Annotated in this window: 19 protein-coding genes; 9 read left to right on the top strand and 10 right to left on the bottom strand. The window is 67.4% G+C overall.

Annotated features, from left to right (window positions below; genetic code table 11):
- The first annotated feature begins 73 nt into the window (after window positions 1-73).
- Window positions 74-1,240: an MFS transporter gene (locus ACTVZP_RS07380; protein ID WP_443211499.1), complete on the top strand. Its 1,167-nt coding sequence runs from the start codon at window positions 74-76 to the stop codon at window positions 1,238-1,240.
- A gap of 110 nt (window positions 1,241-1,350) precedes the next feature.
- The gene (uvrA, locus tag ACTVZP_RS07375; protein ID WP_443211498.1) at window positions 1,351-4,209 is read left to right on the top strand and encodes an excinuclease ABC subunit UvrA; all 2,859 of its coding nucleotides are present in this window, start codon (window positions 1,351-1,353) and stop codon (window positions 4,207-4,209) included.
- 212 nt (window positions 4,210-4,421) lie between these two features.
- Here the strand turns inward: uvrA and ACTVZP_RS07370 are convergent, their stop codons facing one another.
- The 3 genes from ACTVZP_RS07370 to ACTVZP_RS07360 form a co-directional block, all read right to left on the bottom strand.
- Complete coding sequence (locus tag ACTVZP_RS07370; RefSeq protein WP_443211497.1) at window positions 4,422-4,625, bottom strand: YgaP family membrane protein; 204 nt, start codon at window positions 4,623-4,625, stop codon at window positions 4,422-4,424.
- 97 nt (window positions 4,626-4,722) lie between these two features.
- A complete protein-coding gene (locus ACTVZP_RS07365) occupies window positions 4,723-5,379 on the bottom strand; it encodes a Crp/Fnr family transcriptional regulator (RefSeq protein ID WP_443211496.1) in 657 nt (218 codons plus the stop codon).
- Window positions 5,380-5,575: 196 nt separating this feature from the next.
- Complete coding sequence (locus ACTVZP_RS07360; protein WP_443211495.1) at window positions 5,576-7,075, bottom strand: CoA-acylating methylmalonate-semialdehyde dehydrogenase; 1,500 nt, start codon at window positions 7,073-7,075, stop codon at window positions 5,576-5,578.
- Window positions 7,076-7,178: 103 nt separating this feature from the next.
- On the opposite strand from ACTVZP_RS07360, the gene ACTVZP_RS07355 reads away from it, so the two are divergent.
- From ACTVZP_RS07355 to coaD, 3 genes are all read left to right on the top strand, one after another.
- Window positions 7,179-8,087: a LysR family transcriptional regulator gene (locus ACTVZP_RS07355; protein ID WP_443211494.1), complete on the top strand. Its 909-nt coding sequence runs from the start codon at window positions 7,179-7,181 to the stop codon at window positions 8,085-8,087.
- A gap of 37 nt (window positions 8,088-8,124) precedes the next feature.
- Complete coding sequence (locus ACTVZP_RS07350) at window positions 8,125-8,559, top strand: CBS domain-containing protein (RefSeq protein ID WP_443211493.1); 435 nt, start codon at window positions 8,125-8,127, stop codon at window positions 8,557-8,559.
- 69 nt (window positions 8,560-8,628) lie between these two features.
- A complete protein-coding gene (gene coaD, locus ACTVZP_RS07345; protein WP_443211492.1) occupies window positions 8,629-9,117 on the top strand; it encodes a pantetheine-phosphate adenylyltransferase in 489 nt (162 codons plus the stop codon).
- Between the two features lie 135 nt (window positions 9,118-9,252).
- On the opposite strand, the gene ACTVZP_RS07340 is transcribed toward coaD, so the two are convergent.
- From ACTVZP_RS07340 to ACTVZP_RS07330, 3 genes are all read right to left on the bottom strand, one after another.
- Entirely contained in the window at window positions 9,253-9,408 is a 156-nt protein-coding gene (locus tag ACTVZP_RS07340; RefSeq protein WP_443211491.1) for a hypothetical protein, read from the bottom strand.
- Between the two features lie 197 nt (window positions 9,409-9,605).
- Entirely contained in the window at window positions 9,606-10,607 is a 1,002-nt protein-coding gene (gene gap, locus ACTVZP_RS07335) for a type I glyceraldehyde-3-phosphate dehydrogenase (RefSeq protein WP_443211490.1), read from the bottom strand.
- 109 nt (window positions 10,608-10,716) lie between these two features.
- Window positions 10,717-10,860 (bottom strand): hypothetical protein, encoded by a 144-nt coding sequence (locus ACTVZP_RS07330; protein ID WP_443211489.1) that lies wholly within the window; start codon window positions 10,858-10,860, stop codon window positions 10,717-10,719.
- Between the two features lie 138 nt (window positions 10,861-10,998).
- Between ACTVZP_RS07330 and ACTVZP_RS07325 the strand changes: the two genes are divergently transcribed.
- Both ACTVZP_RS07325 and ACTVZP_RS07320 read left to right on the top strand, forming a co-directional pair.
- Entirely contained in the window at window positions 10,999-11,970 is a 972-nt protein-coding gene (locus ACTVZP_RS07325) for a DUF808 domain-containing protein (protein ID WP_443211488.1), read from the top strand.
- 31 nt (window positions 11,971-12,001) lie between these two features.
- Window positions 12,002-12,295: a DUF2934 domain-containing protein gene (locus ACTVZP_RS07320; protein ID WP_443211487.1), complete on the top strand. Its 294-nt coding sequence runs from the start codon at window positions 12,002-12,004 to the stop codon at window positions 12,293-12,295.
- A 241-nt stretch (window positions 12,296-12,536) separates the two neighbouring features.
- On the opposite strand, the gene tkt is transcribed toward ACTVZP_RS07320, so the two are convergent.
- Complete coding sequence (tkt, locus tag ACTVZP_RS07315) at window positions 12,537-14,555, bottom strand: transketolase (protein ID WP_443211485.1); 2,019 nt, start codon at window positions 14,553-14,555, stop codon at window positions 12,537-12,539.
- 252 nt (window positions 14,556-14,807) lie between these two features.
- Between tkt and ACTVZP_RS07310 the strand changes: the two genes are divergently transcribed.
- Together ACTVZP_RS07310 and ACTVZP_RS07305 are read left to right on the top strand one after the other, a co-directional pair.
- Window positions 14,808-15,275 carry a hypothetical protein gene (locus ACTVZP_RS07310; protein ID WP_443211484.1) on the top strand — a complete coding sequence of 156 codons (468 nt, stop codon included), beginning with the start codon at window positions 14,808-14,810 and terminating at the stop codon, window positions 15,273-15,275.
- The gene (locus ACTVZP_RS07305; RefSeq protein WP_443211483.1) at window positions 15,268-15,642 is read left to right on the top strand and encodes a cell division protein ZapA; all 375 of its coding nucleotides are present in this window, start codon (window positions 15,268-15,270) and stop codon (window positions 15,640-15,642) included. Before ACTVZP_RS07310 ends, ACTVZP_RS07305 begins: the two co-directional genes overlap by 8 nt.
- Window positions 15,643-16,073: 431 nt before the next feature.
- On the opposite strand, the gene grxD is transcribed toward ACTVZP_RS07305, so the two are convergent.
- The 3 genes from grxD to purL form a co-directional block, all read right to left on the bottom strand.
- Window positions 16,074-16,439, bottom strand: coding sequence for a Grx4 family monothiol glutaredoxin (gene grxD, locus ACTVZP_RS07300; RefSeq protein ID WP_443211482.1), 366 nt, complete (start codon window positions 16,437-16,439; stop codon window positions 16,074-16,076).
- Between the two features lie 58 nt (window positions 16,440-16,497).
- Window positions 16,498-16,740, bottom strand: coding sequence for a BolA/IbaG family iron-sulfur metabolism protein (locus ACTVZP_RS07295; RefSeq protein WP_443211481.1), 243 nt, complete (start codon window positions 16,738-16,740; stop codon window positions 16,498-16,500).
- Window positions 16,741-16,861: 121 nt separating this feature from the next.
- Window positions 16,862-19,021 (bottom strand): phosphoribosylformylglycinamidine synthase subunit PurL, encoded by a 2,160-nt coding sequence (gene purL / locus ACTVZP_RS07290; RefSeq protein WP_443211480.1) that lies wholly within the window; start codon window positions 19,019-19,021, stop codon window positions 16,862-16,864.
- Window positions 19,022-19,153 lie beyond the last annotated feature (132 nt).

Below are 19,153 nucleotides of genomic sequence, written 5' to 3'. Positions count from 1 at the left end.
CGCCGTCTGCCATTCCGGTCGCGGAAGGCGCGGGCACTCTGGTCCCGGCCACCGCAGCGCGGTAGGAGAAGGCATGATCCGCTCTCCCATGCTACAGGTTTTCGCGCTCTGGTTCGCCGGACTGGGGGCAGCGGCGCAGTTCTCGAAGGTGGGCGTGATCTTCGGCCCGATCTCGGCCGCCTATGCCGGGGCCTCCGAGGTGACGCTGGGGCTCGTCGTGTCCATCGTGGGCTTCGCGGGTCTGATCTTCGGCACGACCGCCGGGCTGCTCGTGGCCCGGCTGGGCTACCGTCGGGTGCTGGTGACGGCACTGGCCGCCGGCGCGCTTCTGTCGCTTGCCGAGGCGCTGATGCCGCCGCTCTCGCTGATGCTCGGGCTGCGGGCGGTGGAAGGGGTCGCGCATCTGGCCATCGTGGTGGCCGCGCCCGTGCTGATCGCGCAGATCGCGCCGCGCGAGAGGCAGGGCTTCGCCATGACGCTCTGGTCCTCGTTCTTCGCGGTCTCCTTCGCCTTCACCGCCTGGATCGGTCGCCCGCTGGTGGCGGCCTGGGGCATCCCGCCGCTGTTCCTGATCCATGCGTTCTACATGGCGGCCTGTGCGGTCATGATGTGGTTCCTGCTGCCGCCCGATGGCACCGGCGAGAAGACGGGGCGCGTGCAGGCCTCGCTTCTGCGGCAGCACGGTGAGATCTATGCCTCGGCGCGGGTGGCCGCGCCTGCGATTGGCTTCTTCTGCTACACGCTGATCTATGTCGCGCTGCTCACGCTGCTGCCGCCCGAGACGGGGCATCCGGCCTTTCTCGCTTCGGCCATGCCGCTGGCCTCCATCGCCGTGTCCATGACGCTCGGGGTCTGGATGCTGGGGCGGATCCCTGCAGTCTCGATGGTGCAGGGCGGCTTTGCGCTCGCCATCGCGGCGACGCTTGCCCTTTGGGCGGGCTGGGGGCATGGCCCGGCGATGCAGGCTGCGGCGCTCGCGCTGGCGGCGGCGCTCGGCCTCGTGCAGGGGGCTTCCTTCGCGGCGATCCCGCAGCTCAACGAAGGGCGCGAGGATCGCGCGCGGGCCGCGGGTGCGGTGGCCCAGCTCGGCAACCTTGGCACCACCAGCGGCACGCCGCTGCTTGCCGCGCTGATGGCAGGACACGGCGGGCGGGGGCTGATCTTCTTCGTCCTCGTGCCCAGCCTCTCCGGCATCCTGCTGCATCAGTGGCTTTCCGCCCGCCGCAGGGCATCGGCCTGAATTATTCGCTGCCATCAGCCTGAAGTTCATACTATGTTCACATGTGGCGGTTGGAGACTCGGGCCTCAGCCGCTATATCCGCCGTTCTGGAAGACGTGAGGATCGGGGCGATGGCCGAACAGAAGTTCATCTCGGTGCGGGGCGCGCGAGAGCACAATCTCAAGGGCATCGACATCGACATCCCGCGGGACCAGCTGGTGGTCATCACCGGGCTTTCGGGCTCGGGCAAGTCCAGCCTCGCCTTCGATACGATCTATGCCGAGGGGCAGCGCCGCTATGTCGAGAGCCTCTCGGCCTATGCGCGGCAGTTCCTCGACATGATGGGCAAGCCGGACGTGGACCACATCTCGGGCCTGTCGCCTGCGATCTCCATCGAGCAGAAGACGACCTCGAAGAACCCGCGCTCGACCGTGGGAACCGTGACCGAGATCTACGACTACATGCGCCTTCTCTGGGCGCGGGTCGGCACGCCCTACAGCCCGGCCACCGGCCTGCCCATCGCGGCGCAGCAGGTGCAGGACATGGTCGATGCGGTGATGGCAATGGAGGAGGGGACGCGCGGCTACCTGCTCGCCCCCATCGTCCGGGACCGCAAGGGCGAGTACAAGAAGGAATTTCTTGAGCTGCGCAAGCAGGGCTTCCAGCGGGTGAAGGTGAACGGCACCTTCCACGAGCTGGAGGATCCGCCGGTGCTCGACAAGAAGTTCCGCCACGACATCGACGTGGTGGTGGACCGCATCGTCGTCCGCGAGGGGATCGAGACCCGGCTGGCCGACAGCTTCCGCACCGCGCTGAACCTCGCCGACGGGATCGCGATCTTCGAGAGCGCGCCGGCCGAGGGCGAGCCCGTCCGCACGACCTTCTCCGAAAAGTTCGCCTGCCCGGTCTCGGGCTTCACCATCCCCGAGATCGAGCCGCGCCTCTTCTCGTTCAACGCGCCCTTCGGCGCCTGCCCGGAATGCGACGGCCTGGGGATGGAGCTGTTCTTCGACGAGCGACTGGTGGTGCCGGATCAGGGTCTCACGCTGAAGCAGGGGGCCATTGCGCCCTGGGCCAAGTCGAAGTCGCCCTATTACACCCAGACCGTCGAGGCACTGGCGCGGCACTACGGCTTCGATGCGAAGAAGAAATGGAAGGACCTGCCCGAGAAGGTGCAGGAGGTCTTCCTGCGCGGGTCCGGCGAAGAGGAGATCACCTTCCGCTACGACGAGGGTGGCCGGATCTATCAGGTCAGCCGCAGCTTCGAGGGCGTGATCCCGAACATGGAGCGGCGCTATCGCGAGACGGATTCCGCCTGGGTGCGCGAGGAGTTCGAGCGCTACCAGAACAACCGGCCGTGCCATGTCTGCGGCGGCTACCGGCTGAAGCCCGAGGCGCTGGCGGTGAAGATCGGCGGGCTGCACATCGGGCAGGTGGTGCAGATGTCGATCAAGGAGGCTTATGCCTGGATCGAGACGGTGCCTTCGGCGTTGACGGCTCAGAAGAACGAGATCGCCCGCGCGATCCTGAAGGAAATCCGCGAACGCCTTGGATTCCTTGTCAATGTGGGCCTCGACTACCTTTCGATGAGCCGGGCGGCGGGAACGCTTTCCGGCGGCGAAAGTCAGCGCATCCGGCTGGCGTCGCAGATCGGCTCCGGCCTGACCGGCGTGCTCTATGTGCTGGACGAACCCTCCATCGGGCTGCACCAGCGCGACAACGACCGGCTGTTGACGACGCTGAAGAACCTGCGCGACCAGGGCAACTCGGTTCTGGTGGTCGAGCATGACGAGGATGCGATCCGCGAGGCGGATTATGTCTTCGACATCGGCCCGGGCGCCGGGGTGCATGGCGGACAGGTGGTGGCGCACGGTACGCCCGCCGAGATTGCGGCAGATCCTGCGAGCCTGACCGGGCAGTATCTGTCCGGCAGCCGCGAGATCGCGGTGCCGGCGGAGCGTCGGAAGGGCAATGGCAAGACCCTGACCGTCGTGAAGGCCAGCGGCAACAACCTGCATGACGTGACGGTGGATTTTCCGCTCGGCCGGTTCGTCTGCGTGACGGGCGTGTCGGGCGGCGGCAAATCCACGCTGACGATAGAGACGCTCTACAAGACGGCCGCGATGCGGCTGAACGGGGCTCGCGAGACGCCCGCGCCCTGCGAGACGATCAAGGGCTTCGAGCAGCTGGACAAGGTGATCGACATCGACCAGCGGCCGATCGGGCGAACTCCGCGTTCCAACCCGGCCACTTACACCGGGGCCTTCACACCGATCCGTGACTGGTTCGCAGGCCTGCCCGAGTCGAAGGCGCGCGGCTACCAGCCGGGTCGGTTCTCGTTCAACGTGAAGGGCGGGCGCTGCGAGGCCTGCCAGGGCGACGGCGTCATCAAGATCGAGATGCACTTCCTGCCCGACGTCTATGTGACCTGCGAGACCTGCAAGGGCCACCGCTATAATCGCGAGACACTGGAAATCAAGTTCAAGGGCAAGAGTATAGCCGACGTTCTTGAGATGACGGTCGAGGATGCGCAGGAGTTCTTCCAGGCTGTCCCGGCGATCCGCGAGAAGATGGATGCTCTGGTTCGCGTGGGGCTTGGCTACATCAAGGTCGGCCAGCAGGCGACGACGCTCTCGGGTGGCGAGGCGCAGCGGGTAAAGCTGTCGAAGGAACTGAGCCGCCGGGCGACGGGCCGGACGCTCTACATCCTCGACGAGCCGACCACGGGCCTGCATTTCGAGGACGTAAAGAAACTGCTCGAAGTGCTTCATGAGCTTGTGGAACAGGGCAATACGGTCGTGGTGATCGAGCACAATCTCGATGTGGTGAAGACTGCGGACTGGATCGTTGACATCGGGCCCGAGGGCGGCGACGGCGGTGGACGGATCGTGGCGGAAGGCACGCCCGAGGAGGTCGCGAAGGTCGAGACCTCGCATACGGGGCGCTACCTGCGGGACATGCTGAAGCCGAAGCGGCTGGCCGCGGAATAGCCCGGGGGAGTGCGCCGCTCGGGGGCATCGAGCCCCGCTCGCGCCGCGCTGCCGCGGAACGCCCGGAGGCGGTGGTGCGTGGTCGGGCCGGCCATGTCCCCGGTGGGGTGTCCGGGCCGGCAGGAGGGAGGCCGCCGCTGGTGTCGCGGCGGCCTTCGTCTATGGGCGGCGCGGGTCCCGGACGTGCCGCGACGCCAGTGCTCGTGGCGCGCTCAGCCCTTGACGGGGCAGGTGTTGATCCCGAGGAGGGAGTAGAGCGGGCAGGTCGAGAAGATGCCGGTCAGCAGCGGCACCACGCCGATCAGCAGGACATAGCGATAGCCGGCGTCCGGCAGCAGGAAGAAGGCCGAAAGCAGCGCGAGGCCCACGACGATGCGGAGGATGCGGTCGATGCCGCCGACGTTGGTCTTGAACATGGGACATGCCTTTCAAAGGGAACCACCCCGAGGTTCGGGGCATGTCCGAAGGCTAGCTCAAGGGGGCTGGCGCGGTCTGTGACCACGTCACCGTGGCTCAGTCGGCACCGTCCGCCGCGGCGATGCGCCGCAGGGCTGCGGGGTCGAGCAGGCTGACGCGCCCGCGATCGGTGCGCACCCAGCCGCGGCGCGCGAACTGGTCGAGGCGGCGCGACACGACCTCCCGCGCCGATCCGATCCGCGTCGCAAGATCGGCCTGGGTGGAGGTGACCTCGTTTCCTTCGGCCATGTCCAGGAGCGTGCTGGCGAGCCGGCTCTCGACGCGCTGGAAGGCCACCCGCTCGAGCACGTGCATCATGGTCTGCATCCGGGTGGCGAAGGCCGTGAAGACGAAGCTGCGGAAGGCCGCGCTCTCGTCCATCAGCCGCAGGAACAGGGGACGCGGGATCACGACGGCCTTCACGTCCGTGGCCGCGATGGCTTCGCCCGTGTAGTCCTCGCCGCCCATGAGCCCGAGCGTGGTCTGCACGCAGCTCTGCCCGGGCTCGACCGCGTAGAGAAGGATCTCGCGCCCCGTGGGGCCGGTGAGGAAGACCTCGACCCGGCCCTCGAGCACCACGACGAATCCCTGCGCCGCATCTCCGGGCCGGAACATCAGCGTGCCGCGCGGCAGGCGGACGGGGCGCAGCGCCTCGAGGCGCCCGCGGGCATCCGGGGCGAGGTCGGGCAGTGCGGCGTCGTCGATCCAGCTCATGACGGCTCCTGAAGGGGTCGTCTCCGGTCTCCGGCACGAGCGGCGGAAGGTCAAGGTGGCGCAAGCGCGCCCATAAGAGCACATGTCGCGCGAGCTCAGGCGCGCCTGCCCACGAAAGGTGCCGGCGCCTGATCGACGGCCCTGCTCCGGGCGGAGATCTGCTCCCGCCCGGACCCTCCGTCATCGAGGCGATGCCTCAGTCCATCGCCTTGAAGTTGAAGGCAGAGCCTTCCTTGATCCCGCTCGGCCAGCGCGAGGTGATCGTCTTGGTTCGGGTGTAGAAGCGGAAGGCATCGGGCCCGTGCTGGTTCAGGTCGCCGAAGGCCGATTTCTTCCAGCCGCCGAAGGTGTGATAGGCCAGCGGCACCGGGATCGGCACGTTGATCCCGATCATACCCACGTTCACTCGATTGGCGAAGTCGCGCGCGGCGTCGCCGTCGCGGGTGAAGATCGCGGTGCCGTTCCCGTACTCGTGGTGCATGGCGAGGCTCAGCGCCTCTTCGTAGGAGGCCGCGCGGACGGTCGAGAGAACCGGGCCGAAGATCTCCTTGCGGTAGATGTCCATCTCGGGCGTGACGCGGTCGAAGAGGTGAGGCCCGACAAAGAAGCCGTTCTCGTAGCCCTGGAGCGCGAAGTTGCGGCCGTCCACGACCAGCTCCGCCCCCTGCTCGACACCCGAATTGACGAGCCGCAGGATGTTCTCCTTGGCGGCGGCCGTGACCACCGGGCCATAATCCACGTCGTTGCCCGCGGTGTAGGGACCGACCTTCAGCTTCTCGATCCTCGGGATCAGCCGCTCGATGAGCGCGTCGGCCGTTTCGTCGCCCACCGGCACCGCGACCGAAATCGCCATGCAGCGCTCACCCGCCGCCCCGTAGCCCGCGCCCACCAGCGCATCGGCGGCCTGGTCGAGGTCGGCATCCGGCATGACGATCATGTGGTTCTTGGCGCCGCCGAAGCACTGAACCCGTTTGCCGTTCGCGCAGCCGCGGGAATAGATGTATTCCGCGATCGGGGTGGATCCGACGAACCCCACGGCCTGGATGGTGTGGTTGTCGAGGATGGCATCGACCGCCTCCTTGTCGCCGTTCACCACCTGGAGGACACCGTCGGGCAGGCCCGCCTCCTGGAAGATCTCGGCCAGCATCAGCGGCACCGAGGGGTCGCGCTCGGAGGGCTTGAGGATGAAGGCGTTGCCTGCGGCGAGCGCCGGGCCCATCTTCCACAGCGGAATCATGGCCGGGAAGTTGAACGGCGTGATGCCCGCGGCCACACCCAGCGGCTGGCGCATCGAATACATGTCGATGCCGGGGCCGGCGCTGTCGGTGAAGTCGCCCTTCAGCAGATGCGGCGCGCCGATGCAGAACTCGATGACCTCGAGGCCGCGCTGCACGTCACCCTTCGCGTCGGGCAGGGTCTTGCCATGCTCGCGCGACAGCGCCTCGGCCAGCTTGTCCATGTCCCGGTTCAGGAGGCGCACGACCTCCATCATCACGCGGGCGCGGCGCTGCGGGTTGGTGGCGCCCCATTTCACCTGCGCCTCGGCGGCCGAGGCCACGGCGGCGTCGAGTTCGGCCTTCGAGGCCAGCGGCACGCGGGCCTGCACCTCGCCCGTCGCCGGGTTGAAGACGTCCGCAAAGCGGCCCGAGTTGCCCTTGACGTGCTTGCCGTCGATCCAGTGGCTGAGTTCTTCCATGAATTCCTCCCATCGTTGCGGCGGCAGGATAGCTTGCAAATCCGCCGGAGAAAGCGGCAAGTCTCCAAAAGCGTTTTGCAGAAATACCCGGACGGAGGCCGAAGTGGACTGGGACGACCTGCGCATCTTCCTCGCCGTCGCGCGCGCCGAAAGCCTTTCGGGCGCGGGTCGCGGTCTGCGGCTCGATCCCGCGACGGTCGGTCGGCGCGTGGCGCGGCTCGAGGAAGCGCTGGGAGCACCACTCTTCGTCAAGAGCCCGCAGGGCTATGCGCTGGCCGAGGCCGGGCAGCGGCTGCTCGTCCACGCCGAGCGCGCCGAGCAGGCCGTGTCGGAGGCAGCGGAGGATCTGCAGGGCGCAGGGGGCCTGTCGGGACAGATCCGGATCGGCGCGCCGGACGGTTGCGCCAACTATCTTCTGCCGCAGGTCCTCGCCGCGATCTGCGACGAAAACCCGGGTCTCGAGGTGCAGATCGTTGCGCTGCCGCGGGTTTTCAACCTCTCGAAACGAGAAGCTGACATGGCAATCGCGGTCAGCCGGCCAGAAGCCGGGCGCCTGCGCGTGCAGAAGCTCGCGGACTACCGGCTGCATCTTGCGGCGCACCGCGACTACCTTGCCACGCACCCGCCAATCCTCTGTCTCGACGATCTTCGGGCCCATCGGCTGGTGGGCTACATCCCCGACATGATCTTCGACAAGGAACTCGACTATCTGACCGGGCTCGGCTCGGGCGCGGTGCCCTTCGCCTCAAACTCCGTTTCTGTCCAGCTGAACTGGCTGCGGGCGGGCGCCGGTGTCGGGATTGTCCACGACTTTGCCATGCCCTCCGCGCCCGAGCTGGTCAAGGTCCTGCCGCAGGTGCTGAGCCTCAGCCGGGCCTTCTGGCTCATCCGTCACCAGGACGATGCGCGGCTCGAGCGGCTGAACCGGTTCGCGGATGCCCTGGCACGGGGCATCAGGCGCGAAGTTCTACGTCTGGAGGACATGACTCGCCTGCAAATTGCGTTAGAGTGACTCCCGGATGGAGAATATCGGGAGGGAGGCCCCGCAGATGCTCGTTCAGCAGATACTGAAGACCAAGTCCGATGACGGTGTGGTGACGGTTCCGCCAGGTTCGAGCATCTCGCAGGCCGCCGAGGTGCTCTCGTCGCGCCGGATCGGGGCGGTCGTGGTGTCGCGTGACGGCAAGCGGCCGGACGGCATGCTCTCCGAGCGGGACATCGTGCGGGAACTGGGGCGGCGGGGAGCGGGCTGCCTTTCGGACAGCATCGAGTCGATCATGACGTCGAAGATCGCCACCTGTGTCTGCACCGACGAGGCGGACATGATCCTCGAGATCATGACCGAGGGCCGCTTCCGCCACCTGCCGGTGATGGCCGAGGGCGAGATGGTCGGGCTCATCTCGATCGGCGACGTGGTGAAGGCGCGGCTTTCCGAACTGTCGATGGAAAAGGACGCGCTGGAAGGCATGATCAAGGGATTCTGACGCGGCTTTTGGGGCTTGCATCCCGCGGCGCGATGCGATTGCGTTCCTTCCGACGACAAGGGAGGCATCATGCGCATCGGTCTCTATCCCGGCACCTTCGATCCGCTGACGCTGGGACATCTGGACATCATCCAGCGCGCGATGGCGCTTGTCGACCGTCTGGTGATCGGCGTTGCCATCAACCGGGACAAGGGGCCGCTCTTCACGCTCGAGGAGCGCGTCCGCATGGTCGAAAGCGAATGCCGCGCCATCGCGGCCAATGGCGGTGAGATCGTGGTGCATCCCTTCGAGAACCTGCTGATCGATTGCGCCCGCGACGTGGGTGCCTCGGTGATCGTCCGCGGTCTGCGGGCGGTCGCGGATTTCGAATACGAGTTCCAGATGGTTGGCATGAACCGGGCGCTCGACGCCGGGATCGAGACCGTCTTCCTGATGGCAGATGCGCGTCGGCAGGCCATCGCCTCGAAACTGGTCAAGGAAATCGCGCGTCTGGGCGGCGACGTGTCGAGTTTCGTGACGCCGGACGTGGGCTCTGCGCTCGTGGCGAAGTATCGCTGACTCAGGCGTTTTCCGGCTGAGGGCCGGTGGTGCCTCCGCCCGTGATGACCCGCGGCCGGGCCTGCGTCGCCCTCGGGTCCTGCAGGCCATTCCGCGCGATAGGATGTCGTGTCAGCTTGGGATCGTATCGGAAGTTCAGCCCCAGACGGCACGGCGCGCGAAGGCATCCACATCATGGATGTCTAGGTCGAGCCGGATGTCGAGGGGCAGGCGGGCCAGTTCGGCGCGGGTGCGGCGATAGCGGGCGCGGTCGCGCAGGCTCGTCAGGATGGGTTGGATCAGCGTCATCATGGTTCAGGTCCTTCTTTCTGTCTCTTTTCCTCCTCCCGCCCTTAGTTGCCCTCGAATGGTGGCGCTAACAACGGCCGTTCGCGCCGTGCTGCCATGCAGCATTCGCAAGGCATCCGGACCTTCGCCACGGCCGTCCTGAAACGAAAAGGACCGGCCCCGAAGGGCCGGCCCGCGCGCCTCGAGGGGTCGCGCAATGATCAGATCAGCTTGCCCATCGCCACGGCGGTGTCGGCCATGCGGTTCGAGAAGCCCCATTCGTTGTCGTACCAGGTCAGGATGCGGACCATGTTGCCCTCCATCACCTTGGTCTGGTCCATGTGGAAGATCGACGAATGCGGGTCGTGGTTGAAGTCCGTCGAGACGTTCGGCTGGTCGGTGTAGCCGAGGATACCCTTCAGCTTGCCGTCCGCTGCCTCGCGGATCGCGGCGTTCACTTCCTCGACGCTGGTCGCGCGCGAGGCCTCGAACACGAGGTCCACAACCGAGACGTTGGGCGTCGGCACCCGGATCGCCACGCCATCGAGCTTGCCCTTCAGTTCCGGCAGCACGAGGCCCACGGCCTTCGCCGCACCGGTCGAGGTCGGGATCATGCTCAGCGCCGCGGCGCGGGCGCGGTAGAGATCCTTGTGCATCGTGTCCAGCGTCGGCTGGTCGCCGGTGTAGCTGTGGATCGTGGTCATGAAGCCCTTGGTGATGCCGATCGTGTCGTTCAGCACCTTGGCCACCGGCGAGAGGCAGTTCGTCGTGCAGGAGGCGTTCGAGACGACGAGATCGTCCTTCGTCAGCGTCTCGTGGTTCACGCCGAAGACGATGGTCTTGTCCGCGCCGGTCGAGGGAGCGGAGACCAGCACGCGCTTGGCGCCGTTCTCGAGGTGGATCTTCGCCTTCTCCTTGTCGGTGAAGATGCCGGTGCATTCCATCACGATGTCGACATGACCCCAGGGAAGCTCGGCCGGGTTGCGGATTGCGGTCACGTCCATCGGGCCGCGGCCCACGTCGATGGTCTTCTCGGTGGTGGTGACGGTGGCGGGGAAGCGGCCGTGGACGGAGTCGAAGCGCAGCAGGTGCGCGTTGGTCTCCACCGGGCCGAGGTCGTTGATCGCCACCACCTCGATATCGGTCCGGCCCGATTCGATGATGGCGCGAAGCACGTTCCGCCCGATGCGGCCGAAGCCGTTGATTGCCACTTTCACGGTCATAGAGCTCTCCCACAATTGGCGGGCGCGGCAGTCGAGTCGCGCGCCCGCGGATGGTCTTCAGGCTAACGACCCCAGATCCGCGCGCAATTCAACCAAAGAAAGGAGGTTTTCAGCGCCAGAAGACGAGATACTGCACGAGTTGCGACAGTTTGCGCAGCAGGAACAGCGTGGCGGCCGACCCGTTCACCAAGGCGTCGAGGATGAGGGCGATCACGATCGTCGCGGCGAGGATCAGGGCGATGCGGTTGGTCATGCGCGGCTTCCGGGGTTCGCGCGACGCTAGCGCAGGCCACGGGCGACCGGAAGGGGTCGTATCCGCCGCGGGGGCTTCCTGCAGCCCGCCGCTTCTGCGACAAGGTATCGGACCGGCGAACGGACGAAGGGACGGAAAATGAGTGGCTTGCTGGCCTTGCTGGACGACGTGGCCTCGATCGCGAAGGTGGCCGCGGCGTCGGTGGACGACGTGATCGGGCAGGCCACCAAGGCGGGAGCGAAGGCCGCGGGCGCGGTCATCGACGATGCCGCAGTCACGCCGAAATACGTGCAGGGCTTCGATGCGGCGCGCGAGATCCCCATCGTCTGGCGCATCACGAAGGGCTCGCTCTTCAACAAGCTGGTGATCCTGTTGCCTGCGGCCCTGCTGCTGTCGTCCTTCGCGCCCTGGGTGATCTCGCCGCTGCTGATGCTGGGGGGCGCCTATCTGTGCTTCGAGGGGGCCGAGAAGGTCGCGCATCTCTTCGGCGGCCATCATGACGAGGCGGCGGTCCCCAAGGGCGATCCGGTCCATCTGGAAGAACAGAAGGTGGCGGGTGCCATCAAGACCGACTTCATCCTCTCGGCCGAGATCATGACGATCATCCTCGCGGCGCTTCCGCCGAGCGGCATTGCGATGAAGGCGGCCTCGCTGGCCGCGGCAGGGGTGGGCATCACGGCGCTGGTCTATGGCGGTGTGGCGGCCATCGTGAAGGCGGACGATCTCGGCGTGCTCATGAGCCTTCGCGGCCGCTTCGCCGTCACGCGGGCGGTGGGGCGGGGGATCGTGCACGGGATGCCGGGCTTCCTGAAGCTGCTGTCGGCTGTGGGCACGGCCGCGATGATCTGGGTCGGCGGTGCGATCGTGATCCACGGGCTCTACGAACTCGGGTTCGGCTGGTTGCATCACCACATCCACGACATCGCCGTGGCGGCGACCGAGGCCGTCGGACGCGCCCCGGGTGCCGTGGAATGGGCCGTCACGGCCTTCTTCGACGGGCTCTTCGGGCTGGCGCTCGGGATGGCGCTCATCCCGGTGGCGAACAAGATCATCGCGCCGCTCTGGGGCCTCGTCTCGCGGCTGCTCCCCGGAACATCCGCAGGGCGCTAGGGGTTTATCCGGCAACAGACAGGAGTTGCCGATGAACCGTCAGGAATTCGAAGCATGGGAGCGCCGCATCGACGAGCGCGCCCGGTTGCTGTGGGAAGAGGCAGGCAGGCCGGACGAGGGTGCTGCCTCGTTCCGCGACCGGGCGCAGGAGCTGCTGGGCATCGAGGAGAACCCGCATGCCGCTCGCCATCCCGCCGACGAGCGTGACCCCGAGGGCGAGCCGATCGAGGCGATCGAGAACCAGGGCGAGTTTCCGACGCTGACCGACCAGGGCGAAGAGCCCACCTATCCGCATCGCGAGGACGCGCCCGACTGGAAGGATTGAGCCTGCGAGCTTCGCCCGCAGGCGCCCCGGACCTGCGGCGCGATGCGACCGTGCAGCCAGTCCCCGCCAGGCCGTCGCGCAGAAATGCGAAAGGCCGCGTTCCGTTGCGCGGCCTTTGCGTTGTGCCGCGGACCTTCCCGGCCCCGGCGTGCGGCGCCGGCCGAGAAGGGCCGTCGCCATCATTGTTGAGCGGGCGGTGTCATCCGAGGAGAGACTTCGCCTTCTGCTTCGGCAAACGGTGTCAGCCGATAAGGGCTTTCGCCTTCTCCACCGTGGCTTCCGGGGTGATGCCGAACTCCTTGTAGAGCCGCTCGGCCGGGGCCGAGGCGCCGAAGCCGGACATGCCGATGAAGCCGTCCTTGCCCTCGCGTCCGCGCTCGCCCAGCAGCCAGCGATCCCATCCCATCCGGACGCCCGCCTCGATCGCTATGCGCACCGCACCCGGCGGCAGCACCTTGCGGCGATAGGCCGGATCCTGCTTGGCGAAAAGCTCCATGCAGGGCATCGAGACGACACGGGTGCCGATGCCCTCGGCCTCCAGCGCCTCGCGCGCCTTCAGCGCCACCTCGACCTCGGAGCCCGAGGCCATCAGGATCACCTGACGCTTGCCGGTAGCCTCCTCGAGCACATAGGCGCCCTGCGAGACGAGGTTCTTGTTGGTGTGCGCCTTGCGCACCGCGGGCAGGTTCTGCCGCGACAGCGCCAGCACCGAGGGCGTGGCCTTCTCGGACAGCGCGATCTCCCAGGCCTCGGCGGTCTCGGTCAGGTCGGCGGGGCGGAACACCATCATGTTCGGCGTGGCGCGCAGCATCGCCAGATGCTCGACCGGCTGGTGCGTCGGCCCGTCCTCGCCCAGACCGATCGAGTCATGGGTGAAGACATAGACCACCGGCATGTGCATCAGCGCCGAAAGGCGCACCGCCGGGCGGCAGTAGTCGGCGAAGCACATGAATGTGCCGCCATAGGGCCGCACCCCGCCATGCAGCGCCATGCCGTTCATCGCGGCCGCCATGCCATGTTCCCGAATGCCGTAGTAGACGTAGCGGCCCTTGCGATTGATCGGGTCGAAGACGCCGAGGTCGGCGGTCTTGGTGTTGTTCGAGCCGGTCAGGTCGGCCGAGCCGCCGATGGTCTCGGTCATGATCGGGTTGACCGCCTCCAGCACCATTTCCGAGGCGCGGCGGGTCGCGACCTTCGGCATCTTTTCCACCGCGTCCTTCTTCACGCCGCGGATGGCGGCAGCGAGCTTCTTCGGCGGCTCGCAGGAGAACTGCTGGTGGAAGAGGGCCTGCTTCGCGTCGGAGAGGGCCGCGAGCCGCTCTTCCCACTCCTTGCGGGCCGCTGCCCCGCGAGACCCGATGGTCTCCCAGGCCTTCTTGACGTCCGAGGGGATCTCGAAGGCGCCATGGTTCCAGCCGTAGGCGGCCTTGGTGTCGGCGATCAGCTTGGCATCGGTCAGGGCGCCATGACCCTTGGACGTGTCCTGTGCCGAGGAGCCGAGGGCGATGTTCGTGGTGCAGGCAATGAAGGCCGGGCCCTTCGAGGCCTTGGCCTCGGTCAGGGCGCGGTCGATGTCGGCGGGGTCGTGGCCGTCGCATTCGAAGACATCCCAGCCGGCGGCGGCGAAGCGCGCCTTCTGGTCGGTCCGGTCCGACAGCGCCACCTTGCCGTCGATGGTGATGCCGTTGTTGTCCCACATCACGACGAGATGCGACAGCTCGTGCCGACCTGCGAGGCCGATGGCCTCCTGGCTCACGCCCTCCATCAGGCAGCCGTCACCCGCAATGCAGTAGGTATGGTGGTCGATGATCTTCGACCCCCAGCGGGCGCGGAGCGACTCCTCGGCCATCGCCATGCCCACGGCCATCGCAAGCCCCTGGCCGAGCGGGCCGGTCGTGGTCTCGATCCCCTTGGCGAGGAAGTTCTCGGGGTGGCCGGCCGTCTTCGAGCCGAACTGGCGGAAGTTCCGGATCTGCTCCAGCGGGAATTCGGGGTCGCCGGTCAGGTGCAGCAGCGAGTAGACGAGCATCGAGCCGTGGCCGGCCGAGAGGATGAAGCGGTCGCGGTTCGGCCAGTCGGGGGCCTGGGCGTCGAAGACCATGTGCTTCTCGTAAAGCACCGTCGCCACGTCGGCCATGCCCATCGGCATGCCGGAATGGCCGGAATTGGCAGCCGCCACGGCGTCGAGCGTCAGCGCGCGGATGGCGCAGGCCTTCTTCCAGTGATCGGGGTGCTGGTCGCGCAGGCTCTGAATGTCCACGGCAAATCTCCGGATTGGATCCCCCCGGTGCGGCTTCTTGCACACACCGCGTCTCGGCTGCATACCAGCCCGACAGGCAAGATCAAGCACTCGGGGCGTTTCTCATGCCAAAGGGGGGCGCATCGGCCGGCATTGGACGGTAAGATCGTGGAAAAGCGCCGGGCGGACACGATTCGCACGACAATGTGCCGCCGCATCCCGGAAACGGGCCTGCGGACGGCCCGGCTGGAACGGAACGGAAAGGCAGACCCTATGCAGGAAATGGTGGAACTGGAGCGCAGGCTCACGGCCGCCCTGGAACGGATCGGGGCCGGGATCGATGCGATCCCCCTCGTGCCCGCGGAGAACCCGCTGCAGGCCGAACTCGACGAGGAGAGGATGGTCAATGCCCAGCTTTCCGAGCGGCTCAAGGCCGTGAAGGAACGCGAGGGCACGCGCATCGCCCGCTTCGAGGAGCAGGTCGAGGCGTTGACCCGGCAACTCGACGTTCAGGGGCTGGAGCTTCAGCGGATGAAGAAGACAACCGGCCAGCTTCGGGAGGCGCTGCGCAGCCTGCGCGAGGCCAGCGCCGAGGGCATGGCGGACCCGCATCTCCTGAACCGCTCGATGGTCGTGGAACTCGAGGCGCTGCGCGCGGCGCGGGCGACCGAGGCCGCGGAGGTGGACGAAGTCCTGTCCGCACTGGATCCCCTGGTTGCGGAGGGTCGCTCGGATGCCTGAACTGACCATCACCATCGGTGGCAAGAGCTTCGAGGTCGCCTGTCAGCCGGGCGAGGAGGATTTCCTGCGCACCGCCGCCGCCGTGCTGGATGCCGAGGCCGCCCCGGTCGTCGAGCAGATGGGCCGGATGACGGAGTCGCGCATGCTGCTCATGGCGGGGCTGATGCTTGCGGACCGCATGGCGGGGCAGGAGGAGGAACTGCGGCGGCTGCGCGAGCAACTGGCCGAGATCGAGGCGCGCCCCGCCCCCGAGCCGGAGCGGATCGAGGTGCCGGTGATCCCGGCGGGCGTGAAGGAGGCGCTGGCCGAGCTTGCCGCCCGCGCGGAGGCAATGGCAGAGAGAGTCGAGGAACGCGCGCGCGCCTGACCCCTATGCGCGCGGACGACGCCGAGTCGCGCCTGAGCCGCGTTGAGGAGCTTAGGCGGCCTTCCCCGGGCCGCCGGATCTGCCCGAAGGCGGGGGGCGTCTGCCCCCCGACCGCCCTGCCGGGCGGCTCCCCCCGAGGATATTTCTTCGAGAATGAAGATGGGTGTAGCGCGGGCTCGGCGGGCCTGCAGCGCCTGCCCTGATTGCCCTCCGTCCCGCGGCCCGGCAAAGGGCTGTCACACGCGACAGACGTCCATCCCTCGCGCATGCTCCCTGAGGCTGATCCTAACGGGGAGCATTGCCGCGGCCAATGCAACGGCACGTCCGGGCAGGGCGCCCCGGAACAGAGAGCATCGCTTGCCGGAGGAGCTGCGGGGCGCACCCCCGGGACGCGCAGCAGGTGCGCGCCCGAAGGCGCGCGCCCTGTGTGGTCACGCGTTGGCTTCGCGGATCTTGTCGGCGGCGGCCTTGTCATAGGCCACGCCCTTCGCCTCGAAGAGCTGATCGAGCTCGCCCGAAAGCGTCATCTCGGTGACGATGTCGCAACCGCCGACGAACTCTCCCTTGACGTAGAGCTGCGGGATCGTCGGCCAGTCCGAGAAATCCTTGATGCCCTGACGCACATCCGCATCCTCGAGCACGTTCACGTCCTTGTAGGCCACCTGCATGTAGTTCAGAACGCCGGCGACGCGGCTGGAAAAACCGCACTGCGGCATGCTCTTGGTGCCCTTCATGAACAGGACCACGTCGTTCGTGGTGACCATGTCACGGAGCTGTTCTTCGACGGTGGTGGTCATGTCGGATCGTCCTCGTAGGTTGGAGCGCGTCCTTGCGCTGTCGTCGGCGGGGAGGGGACTATTCGGGAACCTTGGTCGTCAGGGCCAGCGCATGGAGCTCGCCATGAGCGCCATCCATCTTGCCCTTCAGAGACGCGTAGACCGCACGTTGCTGCTGCACTCGATTCATGCCGCGGAAGCTCTCGTCGACCACCTCGGCCGCCCAGTGGTTTCCGTCGCCCGCAAGGTCGGTGATGGTGATCTTCGCCTGCGGGAAACTGGCGCGGATGAGGTTTTCGATATCCTGGGCTTCCATGGCCATGCGGGGATCCTGTGCGGTCACTCTCGGTCCAGATGTATGACGCGGATCCGGGTCGCGCAAGCGGCGGCGACGGGACGGGCCGCGGCAGGGTCCGCCGGTGGCGGACCTGCCTGAAGCTTCATCAGCCGATGGCCGCCTCGAAGGCGCTGCGGTAAAGGCGCGAGAGATCGACAAGCGGGGCGGAGACGCCGCCGAGCGTGACCTCCTCGCCGCCGAACTGGCCCACCTGCTGGAGGACGACGCCCGCCTCCTCGGCCGCGGCCTGCAGCGCCTTGGTGCGGTCCGGGTGGCAGGCCACCAGATAGCGTGCCTGATCCTCGCCGAAGAGCCGGGCCGTGCCCGTCGCGGTGAGGGTGACGCCGAGGCCGGCCCCTTCCGCCATCTCGAAGGCGGCGAGGGCGAGGCCGCCGTCCGAGAGGTCGGTCGCGGCGCTGATCAGCTTGCGGTTGGCCCGCAGGAACTCGCCATTGCGCTTCTCGGCCCCGAGGTCCACCGGCGGCGCGTCGCCATCCTCGCGGCCGAGCATCTCGGCAAGCAGCGCGGACTGGCCGAGGTGCCCCTTCGTCTCGCCGATCACCAGCGCCACGTCGCCCTCTTCGGGCTGGCCCGCGATCAGCTCGTCAAGGGTTTCGAGGATCCCGACGGCACCGATGGTGGGCGTGGGCAGGATCGCCACGCCGTCGGTCTCGTTGTAGAGCGAGACATTGCCCGAGACGATCGGCATGTCGAGCGCCGCGACCGCAGCCCCGATGCCTTTGATCGCGCCGACGAACTGACCCATGATCTCGGGCTTTTCCGGGTTGCCGAAGTTCATGTTGTCGGTGGTGGCGAGCGGCTTCGCGCCGACGGCGGTCAGGTTGCGGTAGGCCTCGGCCACGGCCTGCTTCCCGCCCTCGAACGGGTTGGCCTTCACGTAGCGCGGCGTCACGTCCGAGGTGAAGGCCAGCGCCTTCGGCGTGCCATGCACCCGCACCACGCCCGCGCCCAGACCCGGCGCCCGAACGGTGTCGGCCATCACCTGGCTGTCATACTGTTCCCAGACCCAGGCCTTATGGGCATAGGAGGGCGAGCCGATCAGCGCCTTCAGCCCCTCGACCGGATCGACCTCCTCCACTGGGGCCATCGGCGCGGCGGGGGGTGTCTCGACCCAGGGCCGGTCGTATTCCGGCGCGGTGCCCGACAGCGCCTTCAGGGGCAGGTCGGCCTTCACCTCGTTGCCGTGCAGGATCAGGAAGCGGTCTTCGGGGATGGTCTCGCCGACGATGGCGAAGTCGAGGTCCCACTTCTCGAAGATCGCGCGGGCCACGGCCTCCTTCTCGGGCTTCAGCACCATGAGCATCCGCTCCTGGCTTTCCGACAGCATCATCTCGTAGGCCGTCATGTGGGCCTCGCGCTGCGGCACGGCGTCGAGCTGCAGCTTGATGCCGAGGTCGCCCTTGTCGCCCATCTCGACCGCCGAGCAGGTCAGGCCCGCAGCCCCCATGTCCTGGATCGAGATCACCGAGTCCGAGGCCATGAGTTCGAGGCAGGCTTCCAGCAGCCGCTTTTCGGTGAAGGGGTCGCCGACCTGCACGGTGGGGCGCTTTTCCTCGATCGTGTCGTCGAACTCGGCCGAGGCCATGGTCGCGCCGCCCACGCCGTCGCGGCCGGTCTTGGCGCCGAGATAGACGACGGGCATGCCCACGCCCGAGGCCGCCGAGTAGAAGATCTTGTCGGCGTCCGCGAGACCTGCCGCAAAGGCGTTCACGAGGCAGTTGCCGTTGTAGGCGCGGTGGAAGCGCACCTCGCCGCCCACCGTGGGCACGCCGAAGGCATTGCCATAGCCGCCGATGCCCTCGACCACGCCCTTCACGACATGGGCGGTCTTGGGATGGTCCGGCACGCCGAAGCTGAGCGCGTTCATCGCAGCGATCGGTCGCGCGCCCATCGTGAAGACGTCACGCAGGATGCCGCCCACGCCGGTCGCCGCGCCCTGATAGGGCTCGATGTAGGAGGGGTGGTTGTGGCTCTCCATCTTGAAGATCACGGCCTGCCCGTCGCCGATGTCCACCACGCCCGCATTCTCGCCCGGTCCGCAGATCACCTGAGGGCCGGTGGTGGGCAGCGTGCGCAGCCATTTCTTCGACGACTTGTAGGAGCAGTGCTCGTTCCACATGGCCGAGAAGATGCCCAGTTCGGTGAAGCTCGGCTCACGCCCGATGATCTCGAGGATGCGCTGGTATTCATCGGGCTTCAGCCCGTGGGCCGCGATCAGCTCGGGGGTGATTTCGGGCTCGGTCATGGCACGTCTCCACGGGCAGAGGTTGGGCTGGGTCTGGCGCGTCTTAAGACGGAAAAGGCAGCAGGAAAAGGTGGCAGGCCGGACGGGGCGCGAAGAATCTTCGCCAGCCTGCCGCAGCCCGCGGCTTTGGCC

Source organism: Rhodobacter sp. NSM, assembly GCF_052244495.1.
Classification (GTDB): Bacteria; Pseudomonadota; Alphaproteobacteria; order Rhodobacterales; family Rhodobacteraceae; genus Cereibacter_A.
Note: the sequence above shows the minus strand (reverse complement) of the source record. Positions and strands in the feature narration are given on the sequence as shown.

Excerpts from the sequence above, each read along its gene's own strand:
- ACTVZP_RS07380 (WP_443211499.1), top strand. The coding sequence starts at position 74 with ATGATCCGCTCTCCCATGCTACAGGTTTTCGCGCTCTGGTTCGCCGGA.
- uvrA (WP_443211498.1), top strand. The coding sequence starts at position 1,351 with ATGGCCGAACAGAAGTTCATCTCGGTGCGGGGCGCGCGAGAGCACAAT.
- ACTVZP_RS07370 (WP_443211497.1), bottom strand. The coding sequence starts at position 4,625 with ATGTTCAAGACCAACGTCGGCGGCATCGACCGCATCCTCCGCATCGTC.
- ACTVZP_RS07365 (WP_443211496.1), bottom strand. The coding sequence starts at position 5,379 with ATGAGCTGGATCGACGACGCCGCACTGCCCGACCTCGCCCCGGATGCC.
- ACTVZP_RS07360 (WP_443211495.1), bottom strand. The coding sequence starts at position 7,075 with ATGGAAGAACTCAGCCACTGGATCGACGGCAAGCACGTCAAGGGCAAC.
- ACTVZP_RS07350 (WP_443211493.1), top strand. The coding sequence starts at position 8,125 with ATGCTCGTTCAGCAGATACTGAAGACCAAGTCCGATGACGGTGTGGTG.
- coaD (WP_443211492.1), top strand. The coding sequence starts at position 8,629 with ATGCGCATCGGTCTCTATCCCGGCACCTTCGATCCGCTGACGCTGGGA.
- ACTVZP_RS07340 (WP_443211491.1), bottom strand. The coding sequence starts at position 9,408 with ATGATGACGCTGATCCAACCCATCCTGACGAGCCTGCGCGACCGCGCC.
- gap (WP_443211490.1), bottom strand. The coding sequence starts at position 10,607 with ATGACCGTGAAAGTGGCAATCAACGGCTTCGGCCGCATCGGGCGGAAC.
- ACTVZP_RS07330 (WP_443211489.1), bottom strand. The coding sequence starts at position 10,860 with ATGACCAACCGCATCGCCCTGATCCTCGCCGCGACGATCGTGATCGCC.
- ACTVZP_RS07325 (WP_443211488.1), top strand. The coding sequence starts at position 10,999 with ATGAGTGGCTTGCTGGCCTTGCTGGACGACGTGGCCTCGATCGCGAAG.
- ACTVZP_RS07320 (WP_443211487.1), top strand. The coding sequence starts at position 12,002 with ATGAACCGTCAGGAATTCGAAGCATGGGAGCGCCGCATCGACGAGCGC.
- ACTVZP_RS07310 (WP_443211484.1), top strand. The coding sequence starts at position 14,808 with ATGCAGGAAATGGTGGAACTGGAGCGCAGGCTCACGGCCGCCCTGGAA.
- ACTVZP_RS07305 (WP_443211483.1), top strand. The coding sequence starts at position 15,268 with ATGCCTGAACTGACCATCACCATCGGTGGCAAGAGCTTCGAGGTCGCC.
- grxD (WP_443211482.1), bottom strand. The coding sequence starts at position 16,439 with ATGACCACCACCGTCGAAGAACAGCTCCGTGACATGGTCACCACGAAC.
- ACTVZP_RS07295 (WP_443211481.1), bottom strand. The coding sequence starts at position 16,740 with ATGGCCATGGAAGCCCAGGATATCGAAAACCTCATCCGCGCCAGTTTC.
- purL (WP_443211480.1), bottom strand. The coding sequence starts at position 19,021 with ATGACCGAGCCCGAAATCACCCCCGAGCTGATCGCGGCCCACGGGCTG.